Raw genomic sequence first — 24909 nt, 5'->3', positions numbered from 1 at the left:
TTGTAATCTGTCCGTACCAATCTTCCCTGCGATTTCTACCATAATAATGGTCTCACCCGGAAATCATCTCAAATCATAGACGGGCAAGACTTTCGCTGACACAAACACAAATAATGAAAATCAAGAAAGATACACCGCCAGATCCAACCGTCGTGCTCCGCTAATCATCGACATTTGCCATCAATCCACCTACTATTTCGGGCAGTTTGTTTTCAACCTGATACATTTTTATGATTACCTTTTCTGATATTCAGTTATTACGTGGCGGCAAACCGCTTTTAGAACAAACCTCAGCGACAATCCATCCGGGCGATAAAGTGGGTCTGGTCGGTAAAAACGGCTGTGGTAAGTCAACATTATTTGCATTACTCAAAGATGAACTCAGTATTGATGCCGGTTCATTCAACATGCCGGCCCAATGGGAATTAGCTTGGGTCGCACAAGAGACACCGGCACTCGAACGTAGCGCAATAGAATATGTAATTGATGGTGATCGGGAATACCGTCTGCTGGAAAAACAGTTGCAGCAGGCAGAGCAACGTGAAGAAGGGACACGGGTCGCAGAACTGCACGGTCATCTAGAAATGATCGGGGGTTACAGTATTCGGGCCCGGGCGTCTGAATTACTGGATGGTCTTGGATTCAGCCAAGAACAGATGCAATGGCATTTGACACAATTTTCCGGTGGCTGGCGGATGCGCCTGAATCTGGCTCAGGCATTGCTATGTCGCTCAGATCTATTGTTACTCGATGAGCCGACCAACCACTTGGATCTGGACGCAGTGATGTGGCTGGAACGTTGGCTACAGAGTTATCCGGGCACACTGATCTTAATTTCGCATGACCGAGATTTTCTTGATCCGATTATCGGCCGGATTATCCATATCGAGAATCAGCAACTCAACGAGTACACCGGTAATTATTCGTCATTCGAGAATCAGAGAGCCGAAAAACTGGTTCTTCAGCAGGCTATGTATCAGAAACAGAAAAAGCAAATTTCTCATATGCAAAGCTATATCGACCGTTTTCGTTACAAGGCATCTAAAGCGCGTCAGGCACAAAGTCGGATTAAAGCACTAGAACGAATGGAGAAAGTGCTGCCCGCACAATTGGACAATCCTTTTAGTTTTGAATTCAGAGAGCCGGCGGCTCTGCCGAACCCGATTCTGATGATGGATGAAGTGGCTGCCGGGTATGATCACGTCGCAATTCTCAATCAGATCAAATTGAATCTGGTGCCCGGCAGTCGTATCGGTTTGCTTGGCCGTAATGGAGCAGGGAAATCAACGCTGATTAAACTACTCTCTGGAGATTTACAGCCGCAGAGTGGTGCCCTAACCTATTCTCAAGGGGTTAAAATCGGTTATTTTGCCCAGCATCAGTTGGAAACTCTTCATTCAGAAGAAACCCCTTTACAACATTTAATGCAAATCGCTCCGAATTATACCGAACAACAATTAAGAGACTATCTCGGTAGCTTCGGCTTTCAAGGCGATAAAGCCCTCGAAAAAGTCGCGCCCTTCTCCGGTGGCGAAAAAGCACGACTCGTATTGGCATTGATCGTCTGGCAGAAACCAAACCTCCTGTTACTGGACGAACCGACCAACCACCTTGATCTCGATATGCGTCAGGCACTGACACTCGCACTGCAAACTTATGAAGGGGCGATGGTCATCGTCAGCCACGATCGCTATCTGCTTCGGGCAACCACAGATGACTTTTATCTGGTGCATGATGCCAAAGTGGCTGCATTCGATGGTGATCTCAACGATTACTACCGCTGGCTCACCGATCAGCAAAAACAAGAAAAACAGGATAAAAAAGAACAAACGCCAACTAAAGATAGTCCATTCAGTGCCACGGCGAAAAAAGAACAAAAACGTAAAGAAGCAGAACTACGTCAGCAAACCGCACCAATTCGCAAGAAACTGACACAATTAGAACAGCAAATCGATAAATTACAGACAACGCTCAGCGATGCAGAGCAGCAATTAGGCGATTCGTCCCTGTATGACGCGCAGAATAAAGCTAAACTTACTCAGGTACTAGCGCTTCAGGCTCAAAGTAAATCTGACCTTGAGGAAGTTGAGTCTCAATGGATGGAACACCAAGAGCGCCTAGAACAGATGGAACAGGAGTTCAACACTTTATGATTCAGACATCGACGTCCCTGACACTGGAACGACTTTGGCAATTTAGTTTGCAATATTACAGTGTCCGAGAGGTCAAAGAAGCCTGTCTCAGCCTACAAAACAACTACCACGGTAACGTCAATTTACTCTTACTTCTGAAATGGCTCGATGAACAGCAGCTCAGTATTGAACAACAAGACTGGCATCGTGTACTGAGCTGTATCAGCTCAACCGAAGGGCTGCTACACAGCTACCGGGAACTGCGAAGAAAACTCAAAGTTCATCTACCGGATACACTCTATCGTGAGTCGCTTCAATTTGAGCTACAACTGGAGAAACAGCAACAGTCCGATCTGGTTGATTGTATGAATCAGCTCAGATTACAGCCCGGCGACTCACAATTAATGACGCAACGCTATTGTAAAGAACTGGCAGCCGATCATCTGGCTCAGATCTTTGCAAAACCCGCATCATTTTCATCGACACATACCAAACACAAAAAATAGAGGAAATCATGGCGGTGAGCAGTACGATACAGAACGTGAGCCAAAATCGATTACTGATATTCAACCCAGCGTCAGGCGGTGCAGCACCACACATTCAGACTGTGCTACCCAGATGGGTTCGACGTACCCCTTTATTTTCACCGCACTGGGAAACGCTGACGACACCGGATGATGATATTTTGAGTCTGGCTTGGAGTGAAGATCCTGATCAGCCCAGCGCGCGGACAAAACCACTGTTTATTTTATTTCATGGTCTGGAAGGCAGTTTTCACAGCCCTTATGCCAACGGCTTAATGTATGCTTTCGCTCAACAAGGCTGGTTATCTGTCATGATGCACTTTCGTGGGTGCAACGGACAACCGAATCGCCGCCCCCGGGCTTACCATTCCGGGGAAACCAGCGATCCACGCTATTTTCTGGAGCAAATCCATCAACGTTTTCCGTCAAATTACAAAATGGCTACCGGTGTGTCGCTCGGGGGCAATATGCTGGCAAATTATTTGGCGGAGTTTGCCGAACAACCACTTGTCGAGAGTGCGACAATTATCTCTGCTCCCTTTGATTTGAGCGACAGTTCGAGCCGTATCAATCAAGGGGTTTCACGCATCTATCAGTCTTATCTCCTCAACTCACTCAAGCAGAATGCTCATCGTAAATTCAGTACCCTACGGCAAGCGATTCCTATCACCCAATCCTTGATCCGCCGGTTGAAAACATTACAAGAATTCGATGATTTGATCACCGCCCCATTACACGGGTTTTACGATGCTCAAGACTACTATCAGCGCTGTTCAGCCATGTCGAAACTGGGGCAAATTCGTCTGCCAACACTCATTTTACACGCACAAGACGATCCATTCATGACGGATGCCGTGATTCCAACCCAGCCACTGCCTGAAACGATCAATTATCAATTGCTGAAGCATGGCGGACATGTGGGCTTTTTGAGTGGCACGCTTCTCAAACCTCGTTTCTGGTTGGAAGAGATGCTGCCTCACTATTATCGTGAGCACTCACGATTGTAAGCAACCACGATTGTAAGCAACCACAAGCGTGAGCAACCACGAGCGTGAATCATCATCACTTGCATGAAAAATCATGATTATTGCGAAACATCATACAAAATCCGTTAATATACCCCCTATACAGAAATCCCCGAGTGATAGTATAGAGAGTCATCATCATGATTATTCCTTGGCAAACGCTCGAAACGGATACACTCGATAATCTGGTCCGAGAGTTTATCCTCCGAGAAGGAACCGACTACGGTGAGCACGAAATCTCTCTTGAAGAGAAAATTGCTCAGATCAAACAACAGATTCAATCCGGAGAAGCGGTGATCGTCTATTCCGAGCTTCACGAATCCGTAGATATTCAACAAAACAGATATCGTTAATTCATGAATTGTCCGATGACAGCACCAATTTACATGATATAGTGAAATCGGTTGATTGAGTACACGACAAGGAATGATAAGACAAGGTATGTCATGTCAGCAAAACATCCGATTATTGCAGTAACCGGCTCTTCTGGCGCCGGAACAACGACGACTTCAGAAGCTTTTCGCAAAATGTTTAATATGATGCGAATTAAGCCTGCTTGGGTTGAAGGAGACAGTTTTCACCGTTTCACCAGACCGGAAATGGACGTCGAAATCCGTAAGGCCAGAGAACAAGGACGTCATATCAGTTATTTCGGTCCTCAAGCGAACGACTTTCCCACTTTGGAAGAGTTTTTCCGAGAGTATGGCCGCACCGGAACGGGGAAAATTCGCCGCTATCTGCATACATTTGATGAAGCGGTTCCCTATAATCAGATGCCGGGAACATTCACGCCATGGCAGGATCTCCCCAATGATACCAATGTGCTCTTTTATGAAGGGCTCCACGGGGGGGTCGTTGATGGCAAAACCAACGTATCCCAACATGTCGATTTTCTCATTGGCATGGTACCGATCGTCAATCTGGAGTGGATCCAGAAATATGTCCGGGACACCCGGGACAGAGGTCATTCCAGAGAAGCAGTGATGGATTCTATCGTTCGCTCAATGGATGACTACTTAAATTATATTACGCCCCAATTTTCCCGGACGCATATTAACTTTCAGCGCGTTCCGACAGTGGATACCTCGAATCCATTGAGTGCCAAAGGGATTCCAAGTCTGGATGAGAGTTTTGTGGTCATCCGCTTACTCGGCATAAAAAAAGTCGATTTCCCTTACCTGTTGGCAATGATTGATGGCTCATTTATGTCATGCCATAACACGATTGTCGTCCCCGGTGGGAAAATGAGTTTTGCCATGGAGTTGATAGTTCGTCCGATTCTCCAGCAATTGATTGAAACAGGAAAAATTGGCTAATCACGATTCAATGGTACGAATCGGGCTCTTTTAGTTCCTATACCGTGACCATGCGCACGTTTTTGCGTACTAAATCACGGTCCTGACACGATTAAAGTCAAGAAATTGTGTAAGAAAAAGGATACTATTTGATACCGAAACAGAAGACAACTTGCAGGCTTTCTCAAGTGCTTTTATGCTAAGTGTTTAGTTCGGGGACATATTCAGTTTAAACGTGTTCAGTTCAAAAGCTTCGCGAAAACATGGAAAGCAGCAAGCATACCCTGCAGAGGAAGAGAGATATTATGGTTCTAGGTAAACCTCAAACCGATCCAACATTAGAGTGGTTTCTTTCACATTGTCACATACATAAATACCCTTCAAAGAGTACGCTGATTCATGCAGGCGAAAAAGCGGAAACGCTTTATTACATCGTGAAGGGATCTGTTGCAGTTCTGATCAAGGATGAAGAAGGAAAAGAGATGATCCTTTCCTATCTCAATCAGGGTGACTTCATCGGTGAACTTGGTTTATTCGAAGAAGGTCAAGAGCGGACTGCTTGGGTCAGAGCGAAATCTCCCTGCGAAGTTGCAGAAATTTCCTTCAAAAAATTCCGTCAGTTAATTCAGGTTAACCCAGACATTTTAATGCGTTTGGCAGGACAGATGGCAAGCCGCCTTCAAGTCACCAGCCAAAAAGTCGGTGATCTGGCTTTTCTGGATGTGACTGGTCGTATTGCCCAGACGCTGTTAAATCTGGCAAAACAACCCGATGCAATGACGCATCCAGACGGAATGCAAATCAAGATTACTCGTCAGGAGATCGGCCAGATTGTCGGCTGTTCTCGTGAAACCGTTGGTCGCATTTTGAAAATGCTTGAAGAGCAGAACCTTATTTCAGCCCACGGAAAAACAATCGTTGTTTACGGTACAAGATAATTTTTTCTGCTTGAACCAACAAAAGAGCCATCCTCGCGATGGCTCTTTTATTTGCTACGATTAAACATAATACATCACTGACCATGTGTACTTTGAGTATGAGTACTTTGAGCATGAGTACTTTCAAAAATTTTGTCCGCGGAAGCTTCGACAAATCCGGGATACAATATGCCATTGCTCATCGGATAACGTTTGGCAAACTCATAAAAACCACCGGGAACCAACAACTCCGCTTCATCAAATTCAACTGCAACCCGATCAGCCATGGTTGAGGACTGTTCCAGAAATAGCGCAGGTGAACCTTTTACTTCACCACCTGATGAATTGATCACAAAATCATGCTGGTGCAGATAAGCATTAACGTCCGCGACCTGATTAAAGCGGGCCAACTGATTCACACTCACGGTAAAATGGTTCGCACCATAACCATGTGCGGCAACCCAAGCGGCATACTCACTTTCTTCGGCCAACAAATAATATTGCTCGAGTGACACGGGCCACAAACGTCCGCCATAAAGGAAATTAGCATCAGCTACCATCTCAGGCCGGACATGGGAGACCAGGCTTCTCACAATCTTTTGCAAAGATTCAGAACAGCGCTCAACTTCCAATTCACTGATGAAAACTTTGGGTAACTTGGGATTCGGATGCTCAAAGTGCTGCGCGGCTAACATTTTTCGCTCAAACTGATAATGCCCTTTCGATACATATCCCAGTCGAATAAATGGCTCAGCCATCACCTCAAGGCACACTTGTGGCAAATTAAACGTCCGCAGCGCAATATGATCATTGCTTAACGGCTCACCTTCCTGAAGTAATTGATGAATCCGCTGCGCTGATGGACAGAGTCTGGTTGTATAATCTTGCCATAATGCGGCAAACAATGAGTCCGGCGTCATAGCGCCTCCTTGTTTATCAATGATCTTGGGCTGCCATCGCGTTCCTGTTTTCAGATTCAGGAGATTAACGAATCATCAGAAAACGAACCCGATCACCAGACTGAATCAACAAAGCCTGAGCAACTTCAGGCGTGATCATCACAGTCTCAGATTCCGGGTGAAAATCGACCTCAGTAATCGTCGCCCGAAAAAATTCAAATGAAGTATTACTGAGTATCACTTTCTGCCGACTCTGATGCTGCGCCACTTTGACCGTCGCAGACAGCGAATGCCTGACCGACTCAATATGGCGTAAGTCACATTCAACCGTCGGGCCCGCATCAAAAATATCGACATAATTACGGCAAGAGAAACCTTCTTCTTCCAATAATTTTAAAGCAGGTTTTGTCTTGTCATGGACTTTCCCGATCACGGCTTGGGCTTCAGGGCTGAGCAGATTGATATAGATCGGTAATTTTGGCATCAGTTCCGCAATGAACCCTTTATGACCCGACCCCGTTAAATAATCCGCCAGAGAAAAATCGATGGAAAAAAAATGTTCCTGCAACCATTGCCAGAACGGAGAGTTGCCCTGTTCATCCGAGACGCCTCTCATTTCAGCAATAATCGTTTGAGCAAAACGTTCCCGGTGTTCCGCCAGCATCAGAAAGCGGCATTTTGACATCAAGCGTCCGTTGAGACCGGCGCGATACTCGGGTAAAAGAAATAGAGTGCACAACTCTGAGCTCCCGATATAGTTATTGCCAAGTGTCAGTAATTTCACGACTTTGTTGACGCCCAAACGACGGGAAGAATGAAGAATGGTACTGATATGATAAGAATAAGACGGCGTATCCCAGCCGACGTAGGCTTCAATTGCGGTTGTGCCGGCAATCCGGCCACTTTCGCTATCGACCCCGACCATCAAGTAACTCTCATCAGTCGGACACTGGACATCCGTTTTTGCAAAACTCGCTTCTGAATGTTCAATGCGGTGAGACAACAGCGCTTCATTGACTGGCAGTGATGTAAAACCGTAACCAGATTCTATCGCACAATGATAGAGCGCATTATAGTCAGTCATTGTTATGGGACGAACTACAAGCATGGATATCTCTCCCTGAAAACCTGAGTTCGAAATGAAACCAGTCTGACTATAAGCATAGCTCAGGATCGTTGCGAACCTGAGCTAAAATTGAAACTAAGTTAATGATGCAATGGCTTTTTCCAGTCGTAATAAACCTTCCTGAATATCATCATCCTCAATCACCAGTGACGGAGTGAAGCGAACCACATTTGGCCCGGCGACCAAAACGAGCACACCGGCTTTACCCGCAGCCTGTAGTATGTCACGCGCTCTGCCATGCCACGCCTCGGTTAACACCGCCCCGAGCAATAAGCCTTTACCACGAATCTCACTGAATATCGGATATTTAGCATTAATCCGCTCTAATCCATCACGGAACAGCGCTTCTTTCTCTTTAACGGCATCAAGTACCTGAGGTTGAGACGTTATATTCACCACCGCTTCAGCCACTGCACAGGCAAGTGGATTACCGCCATACGTCGAGCCATGCACACCCACCTTAAAGTGAGATGCAATCGCCGTCGTCGTTAACATCGCACCGATCGGGAATCCCCCGCCCAGCGATTTCGCAGTACTGAGAATATCCGGCGTGACGCTCGTCCCCTGATATGCATAGAAGTCACCGGTCCGGCCATTACCGGTCTGAACTTCATCAAAAATCAATAATGCATTATGCTCGTCACACAGCGCTCTGACAGCCTGAATAAATTCTGCTGTCGGCGTAATAATCCCACCTTCGCCCTGTAATGGCTCCATCATTACGGCACACGTCCGATCTGAAATTTGAGCTTTGAATGCCGCCAAATCATTATAAGGCAGGTGAACAACATCCGAGGGTTTCGGACCAAAGCCATCAGAATAAGTCGATTGCCCGCCAACCGTCACCGTAAAAAATGTCCGGCCATGAAATCCCTGTTCAAAAGCAATAATTTCTGATTTTTCCGCGCCATAATGATCGGCAGCCCAACGACGGGCCAATTTTAGTGCCGCTTCATTCGCTTCAGCGCCTGAATTAGCAAAGAAAACTTTCTCAGCAAAACTCAGTTCTGTCAGTTTTTTTGCCAAACGTAATGCCGGCTCATTGGTCATCACATTGCTCAGATGCCAAAGCTTCTGAGCTTGGTCAGTCAATGCATCAACCATCGCCGGGTGGCAATGACCCAGACAACTGACCGCAATCCCTCCCGCAAAATCAACATATTCTTTTTCTGCTTGATCCCACAACCGAGATCCTTTTCCCCTCACCGGAATCACTTCCATCGGGCTATAGCAAGGCACCATGACCTCATCAAACTGCGCCCGATCAACATTATTTTGTGTAGCCATTCACACTCCCTCTTCGCTCGTGAGCTTACAACCAACTCATCCAAATATTCACCAGTATAGATGATCTGTTCATGCTGACCGTATTGGCATGGTTGAAGATACGATACGTTCAATGTCAGTAGACAATATCATTACAAATAGACAATATCATTCACATAACGACTTGTCAGATGATTCTGTCATAACTCATTCTACATGTATAAATATGCAATAAAAATGATTTATTATTTAATTTTTTGCTATCGCGATGACACGCCATACGGAGTCAATGACGTAAAAAATTCGCCAGCAACGCATGACCTTGTTCGGTTTTGATCGATTCCGGATGAAACTGAACGGCATCAATGGGGAGAGTTCGGTGTTGATATCCCATGATCTCATCAACATCACCCTCGGCTGTTTCAGTCCAAGCCGTGATATCAAAACAATCGGGTAAACTCTGTCGTTCGACAACTAAAGAGTGGTAGCGAGTTACCGTCAACGGATAATTTAAACCCTGAAAAAGTCCCTGACTACTGTGACAAATCGACGAAACTTTACCATGCATCACTTGCTTGGCACGGACAACCTTTGCTCCAAAAGCCTGGGCAATCGCCTGATGGCCGAGACAAACACCAAGTAAAGGAAGCTGACCCGCGAAATGTTTGACGACATCGAGCGAGATCCCAGCTTCATTCGGGGTACATGGCCCCGGAGAAATCACGAGATGGGAAGGATTGAGAGACGTAATTCCGGCAATATCAATCTGGTCATTACGGACCACGTTGACTTTTGTCCCCAGCTCACAGAAATACTGATACAGGTTGTAAGTAAACGAGTCATAATTATCAATAATGAGTAACATGAGAATCCTACGCCACACGACTGCCGAAATCAGGTCGCTATTGTGCAGGATAGAAGCAAGAAATCAAGAATCGTCAAACAATAAAAAGAAGTAACCGAACCCCGGCTACTTCTCTTCCATACTGGCATGACACTGATCAGCAGAGATAGACCAACTAATGTACCAAGATTCACTAGAGGCTTATACTAAGAGAATAGCAGGGCGACAAACCCTATACTGAAAACTAGCACATTGGCAATAATGAACACACAGAGAAGCTCAGCTTACTTCGTCCAACCTATCCCCAGACTTGTTCAGCAACCTCTTTCACAAAAGCAATCTTCTGCCATTGCTGTACATCGGTCAGTTCATTACCTTCTTCAGTTGAAGCAAAACCACACTGAGTGCTCAGACAAAGATGTTCTAACGGCACATACTGCGCAGCCTCATGAATACGGGCAATCACTTCCTCTTTGTTTTCTAATTCACCCGTTTTTGAAGAAACGAGACCGAGAACAACCTGTTTATCTTGTGGAACCTTGGCTAAAGGTGAAAAATCACCAGAGCGGTCACTATCAAACTCCAGATAAAATGCAGAGACATTTTCTTTGGCAAACAAAACATCAGCAATCGGTGCATACCCACCTGATGCCGCCCAGGTCGAACGATAATTACCACGGCAAACATGTGTCGTCAAAATCAGATCAGTTGGTGCATTGGCAACGGAACGGTTATTGACCAGCAACAACTTCTGCGTCAGTGAAGCGATACTTTGGGCATGGTCAAACGCATGAGAATCACCACAGCCACAAGTTGCTTCTTTCGGGGTCGACGCTTTTGCTGCAATTTTAGGATCGGTTAACATCCCCCAGGTACAGTCATCAATCTGTAAATTGCGACAGCCCAATGCATACAATTCAGCAATGAACGTTTGATAAACTTGCACAACAGCATCGAGCAAATCAGTTTCATTCGGATATATCGCTTGTGTCTGTTCCAGGTTACACGGACGCTGTAGCTCTTTTAGAAACTGAGCAGGCGCCGGCACCGTCAGACGAGGTACAATCCCCGCTTCTGCAAATTGCATCAGAAACCGGAAATGCGCAAGGAAGGGGTGGTTCTCACCACTGAGTTTTCCGCTCAAACGGACACTCTCCGGACGAGTTTCCATCTCAGAGAAAAGATAACCTTGCTCAATCTCAGATTTTTCGACGCCATTGATGCCCCACATAAAATCTAAGTGCCACCAGCTTCGACGAAACTCGCCATCGGTGATGACTTGTAAGCCAGCCGCTTTCTGACGGGCAACAAGTTCCGTAATGGCTTGATCTTCAATGTCTGTCAGTTGTTGCTGAGTCAGTTGACCGGCAGCAAACTGCCGGCGAGCTTGATGAAGATAGGTTGGGCGCAGATAACTGCCGACCACATCAGCACGAAACGGGGGAACAGATAAAGACATGATATTCTCTCAAGTTAATATTGAATTATATTCATAGACTACTCGCATCTACATATGAGAGAAGTGATATTTACTCAAATCAAGCATGAAAGAAATTCATGTATATTTAACTAACTAGTTGGATAAGAGATGGATAAATTTTCCATGTCTCCCGAATAACTATCAACCAAATAAAACGAGCCTGAGTATGGTGAGTCAATGAGTATGGCAGGCATTCATTATGAAAATAAATTCATATTTTTTGGCGTGCATTATCATTCAGAACTATATTTTTTATTGATGTATTCACACACATTCATAATGTAAGGAAACTTGTCATGAAATCGCCACTTATTCCATCCATTGCACTACTTTGCTCTATTGGTTTTACCGGTATAGCATCAGCGGCTGTCGCAACAACGGGTACCTACACATTTAACTTTGATTGGGGTTGTGACGGAAGTTACTCTTCAACAGCAGCAACTCTCAGTTCTGACGGCACTTTTAATGTCGGTAATTACAGCGGCAACTGGGTAGAAAACAATCAAACCCTGACACTCACCTATAGCACAGGAACCTATTATACCGGTTACCATACTAGTAAAGCGGTCGTCGGAGTACAAAGATCACAAAATGGCTTAGATGGCTGCTTCTATATGCTGAAATCAAGTACAGTGGTAAGTAAACAGACACAAAGCAGTTCAGCAGATTCAGATGGTCGGTGATAAAAGGTTCATTGAAAAATAACACATCGGGAGAAGTCACATCTTCTCCCTTTTTAAACTAAAAAATCTTAATTATGCACGGCAATATAAAGCGGTGTTTCTCTGTCACCCCAGTCATTGCATTGATGCATTCCTTTCACTACTACTGGTTTGGCTTGCGCTTGTGCTGAAAGCACCAAGGAATACATCGCTTTCCCAAGTTCATTATTCAGAGAAAATGCCCACTCATTTGCCACAGAGCTACAAGGGGCTTTGTCTGTATTTCCTTGTGTGGTAAACATGACCACACCGTGACCCGAATCATCCCGGTGTACTATCACTTGGGTAATCGTTCCTGTTCCCGTTCCGGCAAAAGCAGTAAAAGATAACAAAGAGCCCAACAGGATACTGCTTAACATTGATTTTTTCATTGTTGTTCCTATTCATACTTATATTAGTTTTCGGATATAGTCAGCGCATCGATTTATATGCTGTATCGCATCCAACCAATTCACGGATAAACCTCTATTTTAGAGTCATACCCTAATTTTACATTGATTCAAAATCAAGCTAATTAGACATTTATAGATAATATTGTCACTATTTTTATCAGTCATAAAAAATCCCCTGTATATTTTACAGGGGATTTGCGTTTTTGTTCTCGTGTAATTATTGAAAAGATATCAATTAACGATTCGCGCAGAACCCAATAGAGCTGGTACTGGCTCCCGGTTGCAGCACTTTATTCCATTCAACACCACTAATGGTGACGGTGGTGCCTGCTTGTTCCCAGTTTGCGTTCCATAACGCATAAACACTACCTTCGACGTCAAAATTAGTCTGCCATTCAACGGCTTCTGAACCATTATTGGTAACAACAATATCAGAACAGTATGATGCGCTACCATCTTGTGGAATGTTCACGGACACAGTGACACCATCAGTACCGGGATCCGTTGGATCGGTAGGGTCTGTTGGATCAGTCGGGTCTGTTGGGTCCGTTGGGTCCGTTGGATCTGTCGGGTCGGTGGCGTCTGCTGTACTAAAGACAAAATGATAAGCAGACAAGGCAGGAATATCATAATTGAGCTGATTATTCGTCACCTCAACCTCACCTTTATCTTGGATTTCAACCGAATCGGAATTCAAGACATAAGTCTTTCCTGACTTATAGATCGTTGTTGAATCGATATTGAATACACCATTGATCGATTCGTTCATATTCTTATTCAGTACAATGACATGAAGCAATCCAGTCTCTGAATCAACCGACGCATAAATAGAGCTGTTTTCTTTATCGCTCATCGTTGCGGTGACACTGGTATCACCAAATGTCCCATTCTCACCATCATAGTTACGATAGAGACGATAGGCACTGGCTAAATATTTCTCTTCATCATTTAAAATCCAGCTATTTGCAGCATAGACGTCATATTTACCGAAAATACCCAATACATCCGCTTCAGTAATCGCACCGGTAATATCATCACCACCGCCATAACCGTACTCAGTGAAGGCAATCTTGGTTCCCGGATAATGCGCGTCGATTGAATCTTGAATATGTGGAATCAGCGGCAGTTCAGCCATATTCCATTGGGCAATCCAGCTATCTTCCTGATATTCAGGATCCCACAATGTCCGAGGAGCCTGCATCCGCGCATTTTTATCTTTTGCGGAATCCGCATTCCCCCCCGTGACACGTTGGTCGCCTTGCGCTTCGGAATACCAGTGCAAGTCGAGTACATCTAATAATCGCATACCGGATGATTCACCAGCCGCTTTCATCTCTGCCAGATAATAATCAATAAACCAGTGATACTGATCTGAATAGTTCGACCAATCCGGTGCATCAGTCAACGATACAAATGCGGTAAAGCCATACAAAGCAGGGCCAAAGATCATCGCTGTCGGATCGACACCTTTCACGGCCTGAGCCGCTTCAACCGAACGATCAAGCAGTTCTTTTGCGCCCGGTTTGTCAGGATGAATTCGTGAGTGGGTGTGGTACCATAAACTGGGCTCATTATCCAGTGAGTAAGCAAATACGCCACCGTCAGCCGCTTTTCCGTACCGCTCAACTAAAAAGTTGACCATTTCATCGGTATACACAGCATTATCTGTAAGATCAGGCGTTAACGAGAATGGTGCATTTTTTTTCGCTATCGCCGGAATCCAACGAGATGATGGGGCGACCTCCCCTTCCTGTACCGTACCATCCTTATCCGCGGCAACATAGCCAGCTAATGGCACGGTCAGCATCGTTTTCGCGCCGATCGCGTCGTTATCGACAAAATCGGTCAGCGTAATCCCGGGAATGGTTTCATCTGCACCATCCGGTACCATATAGGTATCACTGGAATGCACCCAGTCAGATCCGGCATTGGAGTAGTTATTCTCCCAGTTATATGCGGTTGTCCGGTTGCCGCCGAGGCGATAGAAACCAAAATTTTCATGACCAGTCATATTCATTCGATGATTGGTACCATAGATTAAATCACTGATTTCATGATTTTGTTCGTCAGGTGAAATCGAATAATCGATGCTCACCTGAGCAGAAGCAGCGCTACTGGCTAATGCTGCAAAAATCAGTACAGATAGTATTTTCGGTCTGGCTAGTCCATGTCGATGACTTGATACATTCATCACAAGATATTCTCCTTTGCTACTGTTGCTATAAAAGTGATGCAGCCGGAACAAAACTCGATCAAAGCAAAGCTCTACAAACGAAAAGTTCATCAAACATCAGGTATACCGACAGTGGCAAAAACGTACCAAACCAGCTCGACGTACTTCTTGAAATTCAGCATGGTATTGATGAAGATCCAGGATTAATCACGAAAGAGTTTTATCCGTCAACATTCATTCTCTCCCTTATCTGCCTCTCTTATAATCTGACAATTCCTATACGAGCACGAAAACACATGTCAGTTGATAAACACCATTTTCTGGTTGTACAAATGAAAATAGTGTCATGTCACGCGCCAAAAATCAGACTACTGAGACAAAATGGAACACTTACCATATTAGTACAACAAATTGCTTATAATAGAGCCGAGATATATTGAATCTTATAATTATTCCCAATCTGTATGATTGCTCCCAATTCATCTTCATCTAATTGATAAATAACGAGGTACATGGGTAAAAGTCCGGACAGCGATGAGATTCTCTCTGTCCGGTGCAAGATAGGTCAGATAAATACTTACAAAGTTACTGGCAAGATGTACCACAGGTAAAAATTGTGGCGGGTGTCGACGTGGACTTGATACCGTTCACGCCATTGATCAGAATCTTGCCCCACTCGCTATATGAATGATTATCCCAGTGATTGACGATGTCCAAATCCGCAACATCTTGATTATTGCCCGACCATGACCAGCCGATATAGCCGATATTCAAGGTTTCTGCCCGTTCCATAATCGCACCTTCAGCGACATCCTCACCTTGATGACTCGCACCGAACTCACCAACAACCAGTGCCAAACCTTGATTGAGAAATGTTGAGATGTAATTGTTAACCGCTGGGTAATCCCCGTAAACCTGATACATGTGGACACTAAATATCGTATTATGCAGTGGGTCAGCATCAAATACAGACTGAGCATGACCCAACATGATTTGTTGCCAGTCCTGCCCCCAGTTTGGCGCATCAACCATCAGTGTATGAGTCAGCCCGGCTTTTCTTAAGCGCTGAATCGCATCGATATGATCATTGATCCACACACTGGCACTCACCCCATTTCCCATCGGTTCATTGCCCAGATTAATAATGACATAATCCTCCTGACCGACGAGTTGATCTTTCAGTTCGATCCAATAATCCGCTGCTGAATCTAAACTTGCCGCTTGCCACTCTTCACCAAAGCCGGTTGTATCATGGACTTCAAGTACCGTGATCAAATGTCTTGCTTTCGCTTGTCGAATCACATTCGCCACATCAGCGGCACCATTCTTATTCCAGCGCTGACCGTTACTCAGAACAATCCGCACCGTATTGGCCCCCGTCGCGGCAATCCCGTCTAAGGCGTGATTCAACCGATTGAGATACCAAGTGTGGGCATGGTTGATCCCACGGATTTTAAAAGGATGTCCATTGCCTTCATATAACCCCCCATTGGCAATATAAAACCCAGCCTGAGCAGACAAAGCGTAAATACAACCGAATGTTGCCAGCAATATTTTTATTAATTTCATTTCCATATCCTTATCGTCGGTGGCGGCACCGCGATAGATAGTTCCAGCAGTACCATTCAAACCGTAATAATATGGTTATAATTTCATATTAATTCAAGCCATGTCGAATTTGATATTGAACGAGCATCCTGTTACTCAGTAATTGCCCCGAAAACAGCACACTATAGTTTCTCATTGATCACAGTATTGATAAAAAAGACAAACCCGCATTGACGGATAATAAATTCATTTCATAATAGCGAAAGTTGATATAAATCTTGTTTCATTTGCACAAGGGTCGCGTCAAACCTCACTGACGAAATCATAATAAACATATAGGAATAGGAACTAAGTATGAAACTAGACAAAATAGTCGTTGGCTTTCTCACAACAACAGCGCTTTGTAGTCAAGCTGCTCTCGCCTCGATTTATCCGGGCAACGTCGATATCGTTAACACAGAGATCCCATACCCGAATCAAAAAACCCTGGAAGTGGACTACCACATGTTCGGCTCTGAGATCTTTAATAACGGTAGAACCGTTAATTTTGCGCTGACACAAGATGGTGGAAAATCAGGCATTAATATCGGCCGTGATTTTGCTGATATTTCATGTGGAAGCGGTGGTTTAGGCGGTACAATGCGCTGCGTCCCAAGTAGCTCGACACAAACATACCGAGTCAACCTGGATTCTGTGTTAAGTGAAAACAACAGAACTGCACTGGCAAATTCATGTGTCCCCTATGAATTTAAGGTGAAGGCGAGTTACAGTATTTCGAGTGCACTGAGTTTCAATACCGTCAAGATCGGGGGTTTAGGCGCACCGGACTGGCTGGTCTCTTCCGGTAGTTTTTCTCCGAACCGAGTCACTGCGGGTGGCCAGGTTGTGATTAATGCCGAGGTATCATCAGCCAATTGTGCACAAAAAAGCGGTACAGCACCAACGCTGGCGGTATATTTGGCCAATGCAAATAAGCAACTTATCTATTTCTATGGCGAAACACCCATTAGACTCCCCAACGGTTCAAGACACACGATCACCATCCCGATGCTTTCAGGCCTGACGGCGGGTACTTATTATTTAGTGTTGGCGGTCGACAGAACTAATGTTGTTGCTGAAACCAATGAAAATAACAACGTCGCGATGGGTAAAATTACTGTGATTGACAGCTCAGCCACAGAACAAGGCATTGCGGCTAAATCAAATGTACAGTCAGCCAACAGCAGTGGCTTAATGACTTACCTGACCAGAACCGACGAAGATAACCAAAACTTCGTTGACCCACAATTACCGGTCACACCAGGGATGAAAATGCTCAAGTCAAAACAAACAAACCAAGACGATCTATTCAACGCTATCAACCAACTTGATGCAGTTGCTTTACCAGAGCATCAAGAATAGCCGGCTAATTTAGTCGTCGTCCAAAATCAACGCCAGTCTGAGACTGGCGTTTTTTATTCATCGTTTTGTAGTCATCATTATTTTATGAACTACGAAGCTTCACAAAAATTATGTCTTTGATTGATCTTCCTCCCCATGGAGTATTACAACCTGTACATCCATCTGCATTCTCACCCACCCCACCAGTATGAGCTCCTGAGTTTCCATCATTGCCCGATTGATTATCTCCATAACCACCATAATTTTCACTGGTAGGTGTAGTATGAGGCCCCATATATGTCGCCCCAGCTAAAAGATGTTCACTAAGGTCTGCATAATCACTATAATTTGTACTTCCATTATCATAAAGAGCGTCAAGTAATTCATCACTCAATTTACCTGTATATTGATAGGAAGAGCCAGGAAGCATATCATCGTGCGCATAAACACTAATCGACTCCCCATCAATTAATCCTGTTTGGCGATCAAGTGAAAAACCGGCACCAAGGAATGGACCGTTAAAGTTGACTCCAAAGCCTTCTATAGCTTTAGGGTCCCCAAATATAACCCCAGCACTAAAAGATAAAATATCAGTCGTGTCATGAGGCCCTTTATTAATAACCGCACTAGAGTATAGATTAATGCCCCTCTCACCATAAGTTGCGGTTATAGCCTCCCCATAATAACCTAGGGATGCTTCAGCACTTACAAAACCATTGATAAGAGCTGAAGCATTTTCCTCTGCTTGGACTGAGATATTTTGTACAATAGATTCCCCCATCATATCTATATTTCCGAAAGGGTTAATTTCTCGAATCCAAAAACCTGTCGGATCCCGATACTTCAATGGATTGTTCCAGACATAAGAATAGCGGTTAAAGCTATTGGTCACAAATGGTGCCTGAATCTCCGGATCGGGGCTGATAAACCGCCCTAATTCCTGATCATATACTCGGCCGTTCATATGAATCAGACCGACTTCGGTGATCTCTTCATGGCCGGTGTAACCCCGGTTGGTAATGGCGGCCTGCACGACATCCAGCGGGCCGTCTTCCCGCCAGCTCACTTTGCGCTGTTTACCCCAGGTATCATAACTGCGCCGCTCGACCACCACCCCATAACCGTCGGTGATCATATCGACCGATTCCAGCGCGTCATAATGCAGATAACGTATCTGCTTATCTTTCAGCTTATCATCGGCATCTTTGACCTGCGTATTCAGCGCGATCAGCTTACCATCGGCATAAATAAAGTGTTTATGCTGTACTTCACCGGTCTTGGTATCGGTCACCCGTTCATAGTATTTACCGAAGTAGAACGTCTCCTTACCGTCACTGGTCGTTTTCAGATAGCGGTTATGTTCAGCATCATACTTGAAGGTCACCGTATTACCGTTACGCGTAATCGTTTCCGGCTTGTTAAACGCATTCCAGCTCAGTGTCCGCTCGTTTTCACTGCTACCGGCGCCTCGGGCCTGTAACATATTTCCTGCATGGTCATAGGTATAGTTCAGTCCGTTTGCCTTAGTGACAGCATGTGGCCCGGCAGCTTTACCGTCGTACTCATAATCACCGATGCCCTGCTTATAAGTGATATTGCCGAGGCTGTCATAGCGATAACTGAACGACGCTTCGAAATCAGGGTTATCTTTACCATGGCGGTTCGGATCATCCAGCGCAATAGTATTGGATGTCACCCGATCCAGTCCGTCATATGACCATTGATCGGTAATTCCCAGTTGCTCATCCTGCCGATAAACCACGTTGTTATGTTGATCGTAGCGGTACACGAGAGAACGGATCACCTGCCCGGAGTTGAGGCTACCGGCCAGCTGACGATTCAACAACACACTCGCTTTATGCGTGGTAATCATACTCGGACGACCAGTAGCCTGATCATGAATATAGGTATTCGCCAACCCATTTCCCAGCGTTTCCGACAGGGTATGATCGTAAGCATCGGTATCGCGGCGTTGCCAGTAGTAGATATAAGCCGGGTTATCCGCAGATTCTGCTAACTCGGACTGTGTCAAAATCAGGTTGAGATGATCGGCCTGGCTGGTCGTTGCGGTATTCTGGCACTGACTGCGTTGTGCCGCATCAACTTGGCTGCCTCCTAACTGATTGGCATACTCACAATAGAGCCCGCTCAAATTGGCGACTTTTTCTGACAAAGCAATCAGTTGACTGGCGAGATGGGTATAGAATTTATACCGGCTGCCGGCAATAGTGGCAGCTTCATCGAGCTCATCAGCCGTAAAGTGCAACTCTTCTCGGGTTTGTGCATCAGCCTGTGCAATATAAATATCCTGTGTACTCATCAGATCCGGCTGACCATTATGATCATAATCCGTCAGCAAATAATCATGTGCAGCAGTTAAGGACTGACTGTTAAATTCAGTATCACTCACAGGCGATACCGAAGCATGATAACGTCGGATACCATCACCACTGCCAGCCAGCGTCGTTGTCAGTCGGTAAATTGCACCATCTAAGGTTATATCAAGCGGAATAGAGACATCATCATGGAGCAGAACCCAAGTCCCGGGGCGGAGATAACATTCACCACTGCTGTTACACCACTGTTTATAGCGATAACCACCGGCCAGCATCGCCGCCGAAGCGCTGTCCAGCGTATGTACATTGACCATTTTCTGGTTATATTCATCCGCTTTCTCTTTAAAGAAGGTTGTCTGAGTCGAGTAACGCTCCGCTTTCTTCAGATAAACACTAGCCTGAGCAATCGCTTCATCAAGTAACTGACGAATATCTTCCCGGTAGCTGGCACTGGTAAAGACTTCATCAGCATAGCTGCGCGGGCTTCGGACTGCGGCAACATAACCATATGGGTTATACACATATTCGACGGCCAGACGTTCCTGTGCATTACTACTTTGCGAGACTGAATTGGCTTTACCCCAGACCGATGTATCGGTTCCGTTCGGCCGCACTTCTCTGGAAACCCGTTCATAGTCATCATAGAAATAGTGGGTACTGAATTTTTCCCCTTTGACTCTGACAGCGATTTCTTCAACCAATCCCGACTGATTGTAGTAATAGTCAGTTTCATTACCGTTACCGGAGAAACCAGCAATCACACCAATCGCGCCTCGCTCGTCATAACGCCAGTTTGAAACCGCACCGCCTTCAGTCTGTTTGACTTTGCGGCCAAGTCCATCATAAACGATCTTTGTGATAACACCGTTGGCGTCCTGCTTGTAAACCAGTTCACCCAGAGCATTATAACGATAAGACCATTGGCCCATATCCGGGTCATCCAAAAATGACCGGTGACCAAGCGAATCATAACGGATACGGGTGACATTGCCCTTCGAGTCCTGACTGGATCGTAAGCTCCCGTCAGGGTAATAATCATAGGTCTGATAGGCACCGAGCGGCTCATCTTTACGCAGAATATATCCCATGACATTACTTTGGGTACTGTGCTGATAGCCTCGGCCATCAGTCACCGTGGTTTTCAGCCCCTGATAAACCGTTTGGTATACAGCCCGCTTACCGCCATCGGCTGGTTCAGATTTAAGTACCTCCCGGTTGAGCAAGTCATAGCCGAAAGTCACAGCAGCAGGATGCGTTTCTGACAGGAAGTAAGGTCGCGTAACTCTGATCTTACGTCCGTTGCGATCCCAACTAGTATCAACGGCAACCCATCGTCCCTGAAAACCGCGGTGTAAGTTACGGATTTCCCGGCCGGCATAATCATACTGAATGATACTTTCAGCACCCGTTGCTACCGTGGTCGTGACACAAGAAACCGTCTGTGGCAGATGCTGCGGACATTGCCCGCCTAACTGATAACGGGTCTGATTAATATTACGAACACCAGGAAGCGTTTCAGATACCACTCGCCCAAAAACATCATAACGATAGCTTGTCGTCCGGGATTTAAGTGGACTCACTGATTGTTTCAGTAATCCCTGTCCGTTATATTTAACCGTCGTTTTCTGCCCCATCGCATTAACAGATGCAGTCACAGACAAACCGTCACTGTCATACTGGGTTGCCGTGGTTCTCTGCGGCAGATCCGTCCCCTGAATACTCTCAGCGGTTACATTCCCCCAATCATCATACTGATACGATTTACGTAACTCGTTGTGACTGATTGCAGCTTCACCGGTAGACTCATATTCAGCGCCCTGAGTCACTTGTGACGTCATAAAGCCTTGAGAGCTATAAGAGAATGACTGTTTGGTGGTTCGCTTCAACCCGGAGGTTTCATCCGTCAACGTTGAAACCACGTTCTTAACCGCGCCAAGCTGCCAGTAGTTATTGCCTGACTCAGTCACTAACTGAACATTTGTCGAGCGGGATGTTGTGATCTCCGGTACACCATCGCCATTGACATCCGCCAACCCGTAACTACCACATCCATTGGCACCGGACTGCGCAAATTCCTGCGCACTGACCTGTGTTAAAGCGCCTTGATAGCGGGTTAATCCATCCAAATCAGTCGCAACTGACTGCACCGAATATTTAAAATATTCTCCGTAGCGCTCTAATAGAATCGGGGTATCCACCTCACCATGGAGAATGACGACATAGTTATTTGGTTTGAAATACATCGTCCCTTGAGACGAGCAATAACGACTGATACCTGCTTTATAACGCCCCAAAATTGCAGATAAATTATCGATCTGACTGGTTGTGGTCACATCGAAGATAGAATGGTCCTGATTGACACCGGTGGAAAGGTATTCATAACGCTGATGCTGCGTGTAGCTACCCGTACCTTCTAAGCCACTGGTGATGGTAACTTTTTCGTCTGTCAGGCTGCCAAACTGGTTCAGTACCCGTTGAGTCACCTGTTGTTTTTCAATGGCCGGATTCGCCAGTCCATACTGCTTTTGTGTCATGGTACTGGCATAAATCTGATAATAATTAGCCTGATAGCCACGATGATCTTTACGGGTATAAGCGTAGCTCGTATCGGAAATCAGATGATTATTTTTATAAACACGGACTCGGTTGGTTTTACCGACTTTGACCAAATCCAACTGCTCAAAATCGGTAATGGTTTTGGTCGAAACTTCTGCATTTTCAACTTCGGTAATCTGGGCAAATCCGAGAAAGCCCCCACCGAGACGATGTAATTTGGCACCGACATAATAATAAGTATACTGGGTTGACCCGTACCCCTTGGGCTGCTTCATCACTTGAGACACTAAATAACGACGCGGGGTAACATTACGAATATTATTTGCATCATAGAAAGACTGAGTCAGTACAGAGCGATCGACAGCTGGCTTATAAGTCACATTGAACTGAATTGCATCTTCCTGAAACGATGTAATTTTGTCTTGAATAGCTGGAGTGGAGTAATAAAGCTTAGATTTTTTCCTGTCGGTTGAATCATTATCAACTAAATCCGCCCAGCCATCGCCATTCCAATCCCCCGTTGTCAGAGAATCAAAAGGCAGATCAAGAAGCACTTCTTGGGTTATGATACCAAAGCGGTTGCGATAAAATTTCCCGTTGTAAGCCAGCTCTGGATAGCCGTCATTATTGATATCAACAAATGATATATTTTTATCCAATACGACCGAATGATTCAGCGTAATTGGTGGATTAAATGACTGACCGTTAAACAAATAAAGAAAGAGTTTACCGGCCCGGTCTTGCATCACAACATCTAAATAACCATCATTGTTCACATCAGCGAGGGCTTTCAGCGTTTTGTTGTCATGATCAACTAATGTTTGTTCACCCTTTCCAGTGATTATATATTTATAACCTTTGCTGGGATTATCAAATATATATTTATCGTCTAATCCGTCACCATTAAAATCCGCGACCTGATACCCCTTAATCAGTTCTTCGGCACTGTCCCCATTAAAATCCCCGGCATTCGTCCCACTCGACCAAAATTGGGGGGATTGCGGATCATGACAGTATGCTTCATAGCTCCCATCAGTCTTTTGAAAAGAGGCACCAACATTTGTTTGCCGACACTGATTTATTTTTACTGATACTGCATTCACTTTTCCTTGAAGTGCAAAAGATTTCACAGACGCGGTCTCTTTACCCGGTTCAACAGGCGAGTACGGCACTTCAGCGATTGGGTTTTTAATCCGGAATAAGCCCTGACTATTAATCGACGAAACCCGACCATAAAGAGTGCTGACACCATCATTATTCTGATCAATAAACTGAGGCCGATAGAAACTGGTTTCCCGTCCGCCATCGAGCTGAACCCGACCGGTCTCTGCCCAGTTAAATTTCAGTGCCGTTGAGCACTCACCACCGGCACAATATTCGATCTGACTCAAGAGACTCCGCGCAGTCCCGGCAGAATAGTGATAAGCCAGATGATAATCACCGATGAGCTGGTTATTGCGGTCGTAGGTATGAACGGTTTTTAAGCGAAAATTACGATTCAGTCTAGCGCCATAAAAGTATTGAGAAACTTTGTCTGAGCGGTCTTCATACTGAAAATTAATTTTACCCCCGACATACTGAATCTGATTCAGAACATGGGTACCGGCACCATTATCTTCTGCATACAAAAACGTAACATGATTATTTTTACTGCCATCGGTAATCTTATTCAGCGTCCATTGATAAACATGACTCTGCCCCGGTAATTCAACTCGAGAATCTGCACTATTGCCATATTCATACACCGAACCATCTTTACGCCAGATCTTAAAATAAGCAGGACCACTGCCAGCCGTTTGACCAAATGATACAATTTTATCATAGCCATTTTTTTCCAGACGGTATTCGGTCAGGTCCCCTCCATTTCTTCCCGACACAGCAATTAAACGTTGCCCATCTAAACAGTAACGATCATTACCATCAAAATTAACGCCACCCCAGCGCCCATCTTTGAGTAGATTTTTACCACAACGACGAATATTCGACACACCACCGAGCGACCATCCCACCCCCAAATTACCATTCGGTGAATCACTTCGATATTCAAAGCTCAGCTTCGGTTGATGACCGGCTCTGCCCGGAGAGATATGTATCGGTAGTGAATAGGTTGCCTCACCTCCCGAAGCCTGAAACTTGCCGGAAAGCTGAACTGATTTCTCTCCGGTCGCGCCATAAGCAGCTGGATTGTTAAAAAGAAACACACTGCATAATAAGACACAGAATGATGTCACGGTTCGAGTCATTGTTATTTTCATAAGGCGATTGAGACCACTGGCAATTGTTTATAATTTGGG

General features: G+C 45.2%; 17 protein-coding genes. 8 read left to right on the top strand and 9 right to left on the bottom strand.

The window, feature by feature from the left end; translation table 11 throughout:
- Positions 1–230 precede the first annotated feature (230 nt).
- The 6 genes from OCU60_RS01705 to crp all read left to right on the top strand — a co-directional run bounded on the left by OCU60_RS01705 (position 231) and on the right by crp (position 5914).
- Positions 231–2153 (top strand): ABC transporter ATP-binding protein, encoded by a 1923-nt coding sequence (locus tag OCU60_RS01705; RefSeq protein ID WP_074372148.1) that lies wholly within the window; start codon positions 231–233, stop codon positions 2151–2153.
- Positions 2150–2638: a TIGR02444 family protein gene (locus OCU60_RS01700; protein ID WP_074372149.1), complete on the top strand. Its 489-nt coding sequence runs from the start codon at positions 2150–2152 to the stop codon at positions 2636–2638. Before OCU60_RS01705 ends, OCU60_RS01700 begins: the two co-directional genes overlap by 4 nt.
- An 8-nt stretch (positions 2639–2646) precedes the next feature.
- A complete protein-coding gene (locus OCU60_RS01695; RefSeq protein WP_074372150.1) occupies positions 2647–3663 on the top strand; it encodes a hydrolase in 1017 nt (338 codons plus the stop codon).
- Between the two features lie 158 nt (positions 3664–3821).
- The gene (locus OCU60_RS01690; protein ID WP_074372151.1) at positions 3822–4034 is read left to right on the top strand and encodes a YheU family protein; all 213 of its coding nucleotides are present in this window, start codon (positions 3822–3824) and stop codon (positions 4032–4034) included.
- Between the two features lie 93 nt (positions 4035–4127).
- Complete coding sequence (locus OCU60_RS01685) at positions 4128–4997, top strand: phosphoribulokinase (protein ID WP_074372152.1); 870 nt, start codon at positions 4128–4130, stop codon at positions 4995–4997.
- 284 nt (positions 4998–5281) lie between these two features.
- On the top strand, positions 5282–5914 hold the full coding sequence (crp, locus tag OCU60_RS01680; RefSeq protein WP_038179153.1) for a cAMP-activated global transcriptional regulator CRP: 633 nt from the start codon (positions 5282–5284) through the stop codon (positions 5912–5914).
- Between the two features lie 74 nt (positions 5915–5988).
- On the opposite strand, the gene OCU60_RS01675 is transcribed toward crp, so the two are convergent.
- The 5 genes from OCU60_RS01675 to OCU60_RS01655 form a co-directional block, all read right to left on the bottom strand.
- A complete protein-coding gene (locus OCU60_RS01675) occupies positions 5989–6813 on the bottom strand; it encodes a DUF1338 domain-containing protein (RefSeq protein ID WP_074372153.1) in 825 nt (274 codons plus the stop codon).
- Between the two features lie 64 nt (positions 6814–6877).
- Entirely contained in the window at positions 6878–7900 is a 1023-nt protein-coding gene (astA, locus tag OCU60_RS01670; RefSeq protein ID WP_074372154.1) for an arginine N-succinyltransferase, read from the bottom strand.
- Positions 7901–7993: 93 nt separating this feature from the next.
- Positions 7994–9205: an aspartate aminotransferase family protein gene (locus OCU60_RS01665; RefSeq protein ID WP_074372155.1), complete on the bottom strand. Its 1212-nt coding sequence runs from the start codon at positions 9203–9205 to the stop codon at positions 7994–7996.
- 265 nt (positions 9206–9470) lie between these two features.
- Positions 9471–10049: an aminodeoxychorismate/anthranilate synthase component II gene (locus OCU60_RS01660; RefSeq protein ID WP_074372156.1), complete on the bottom strand. Its 579-nt coding sequence runs from the start codon at positions 10047–10049 to the stop codon at positions 9471–9473.
- Between the two features lie 277 nt (positions 10050–10326).
- Positions 10327–11487: a 5-methyltetrahydropteroyltriglutamate--homocysteine S-methyltransferase gene (locus OCU60_RS01655; protein WP_074372157.1), complete on the bottom strand. Its 1161-nt coding sequence runs from the start codon at positions 11485–11487 to the stop codon at positions 10327–10329.
- A gap of 317 nt (positions 11488–11804) precedes the next feature.
- Here OCU60_RS01655 and OCU60_RS01650 point away from each other — a divergent pair, with 317 nt between their 5' ends.
- A complete protein-coding gene (locus tag OCU60_RS01650; protein WP_074372158.1) occupies positions 11805–12191 on the top strand; it encodes a hypothetical protein in 387 nt (128 codons plus the stop codon).
- A gap of 68 nt (positions 12192–12259) precedes the next feature.
- Here the strand turns inward: OCU60_RS01650 and OCU60_RS01645 are convergent, their stop codons facing one another.
- The 3 genes from OCU60_RS01645 to OCU60_RS01635 all read right to left on the bottom strand — a co-directional run bounded on the left by OCU60_RS01645 (position 12260) and on the right by OCU60_RS01635 (position 16364).
- Positions 12260–12601 carry a hypothetical protein gene (locus OCU60_RS01645; protein ID WP_074372159.1) on the bottom strand — a complete coding sequence of 114 codons (342 nt, stop codon included), beginning with the start codon at positions 12599–12601 and terminating at the stop codon, positions 12260–12262.
- 256 nt (positions 12602–12857) lie between these two features.
- Positions 12858–14813, bottom strand: coding sequence for a glycoside hydrolase family 44 protein (locus tag OCU60_RS01640; protein ID WP_074372160.1), 1956 nt, complete (start codon positions 14811–14813; stop codon positions 12858–12860).
- Positions 14814–15380: 567 nt separating this feature from the next.
- Positions 15381–16364 carry a glycoside hydrolase family 5 protein gene (locus OCU60_RS01635; protein ID WP_074372161.1) on the bottom strand — a complete coding sequence of 328 codons (984 nt, stop codon included), beginning with the start codon at positions 16362–16364 and terminating at the stop codon, positions 15381–15383.
- A 333-nt stretch (positions 16365–16697) separates the two neighbouring features.
- Between OCU60_RS01635 and OCU60_RS01630 the strand changes: the two genes are divergently transcribed.
- A complete protein-coding gene (locus tag OCU60_RS01630; RefSeq protein ID WP_074372162.1) occupies positions 16698–17744 on the top strand; it encodes a CARDB domain-containing protein in 1047 nt (348 codons plus the stop codon).
- An 82-nt stretch (positions 17745–17826) separates the two neighbouring features.
- On the opposite strand, the gene OCU60_RS01625 is transcribed toward OCU60_RS01630, so the two are convergent.
- A complete protein-coding gene (locus OCU60_RS01625) occupies positions 17827–24858 on the bottom strand; it encodes an RHS repeat-associated core domain-containing protein (protein WP_074372163.1) in 7032 nt (2343 codons plus the stop codon).
- Positions 24859–24909 lie beyond the last annotated feature (51 nt).

This window comes from Vibrio spartinae (genome assembly GCF_024347135.1).
GTDB classification, from domain to species: Bacteria; Pseudomonadota; Gammaproteobacteria; order Enterobacterales; family Vibrionaceae; genus Vibrio; species Vibrio spartinae.
The sequence above is the reverse complement of the archived record's forward strand: the minus strand, read 5'-3'. Positions and strand labels throughout refer to the sequence as shown.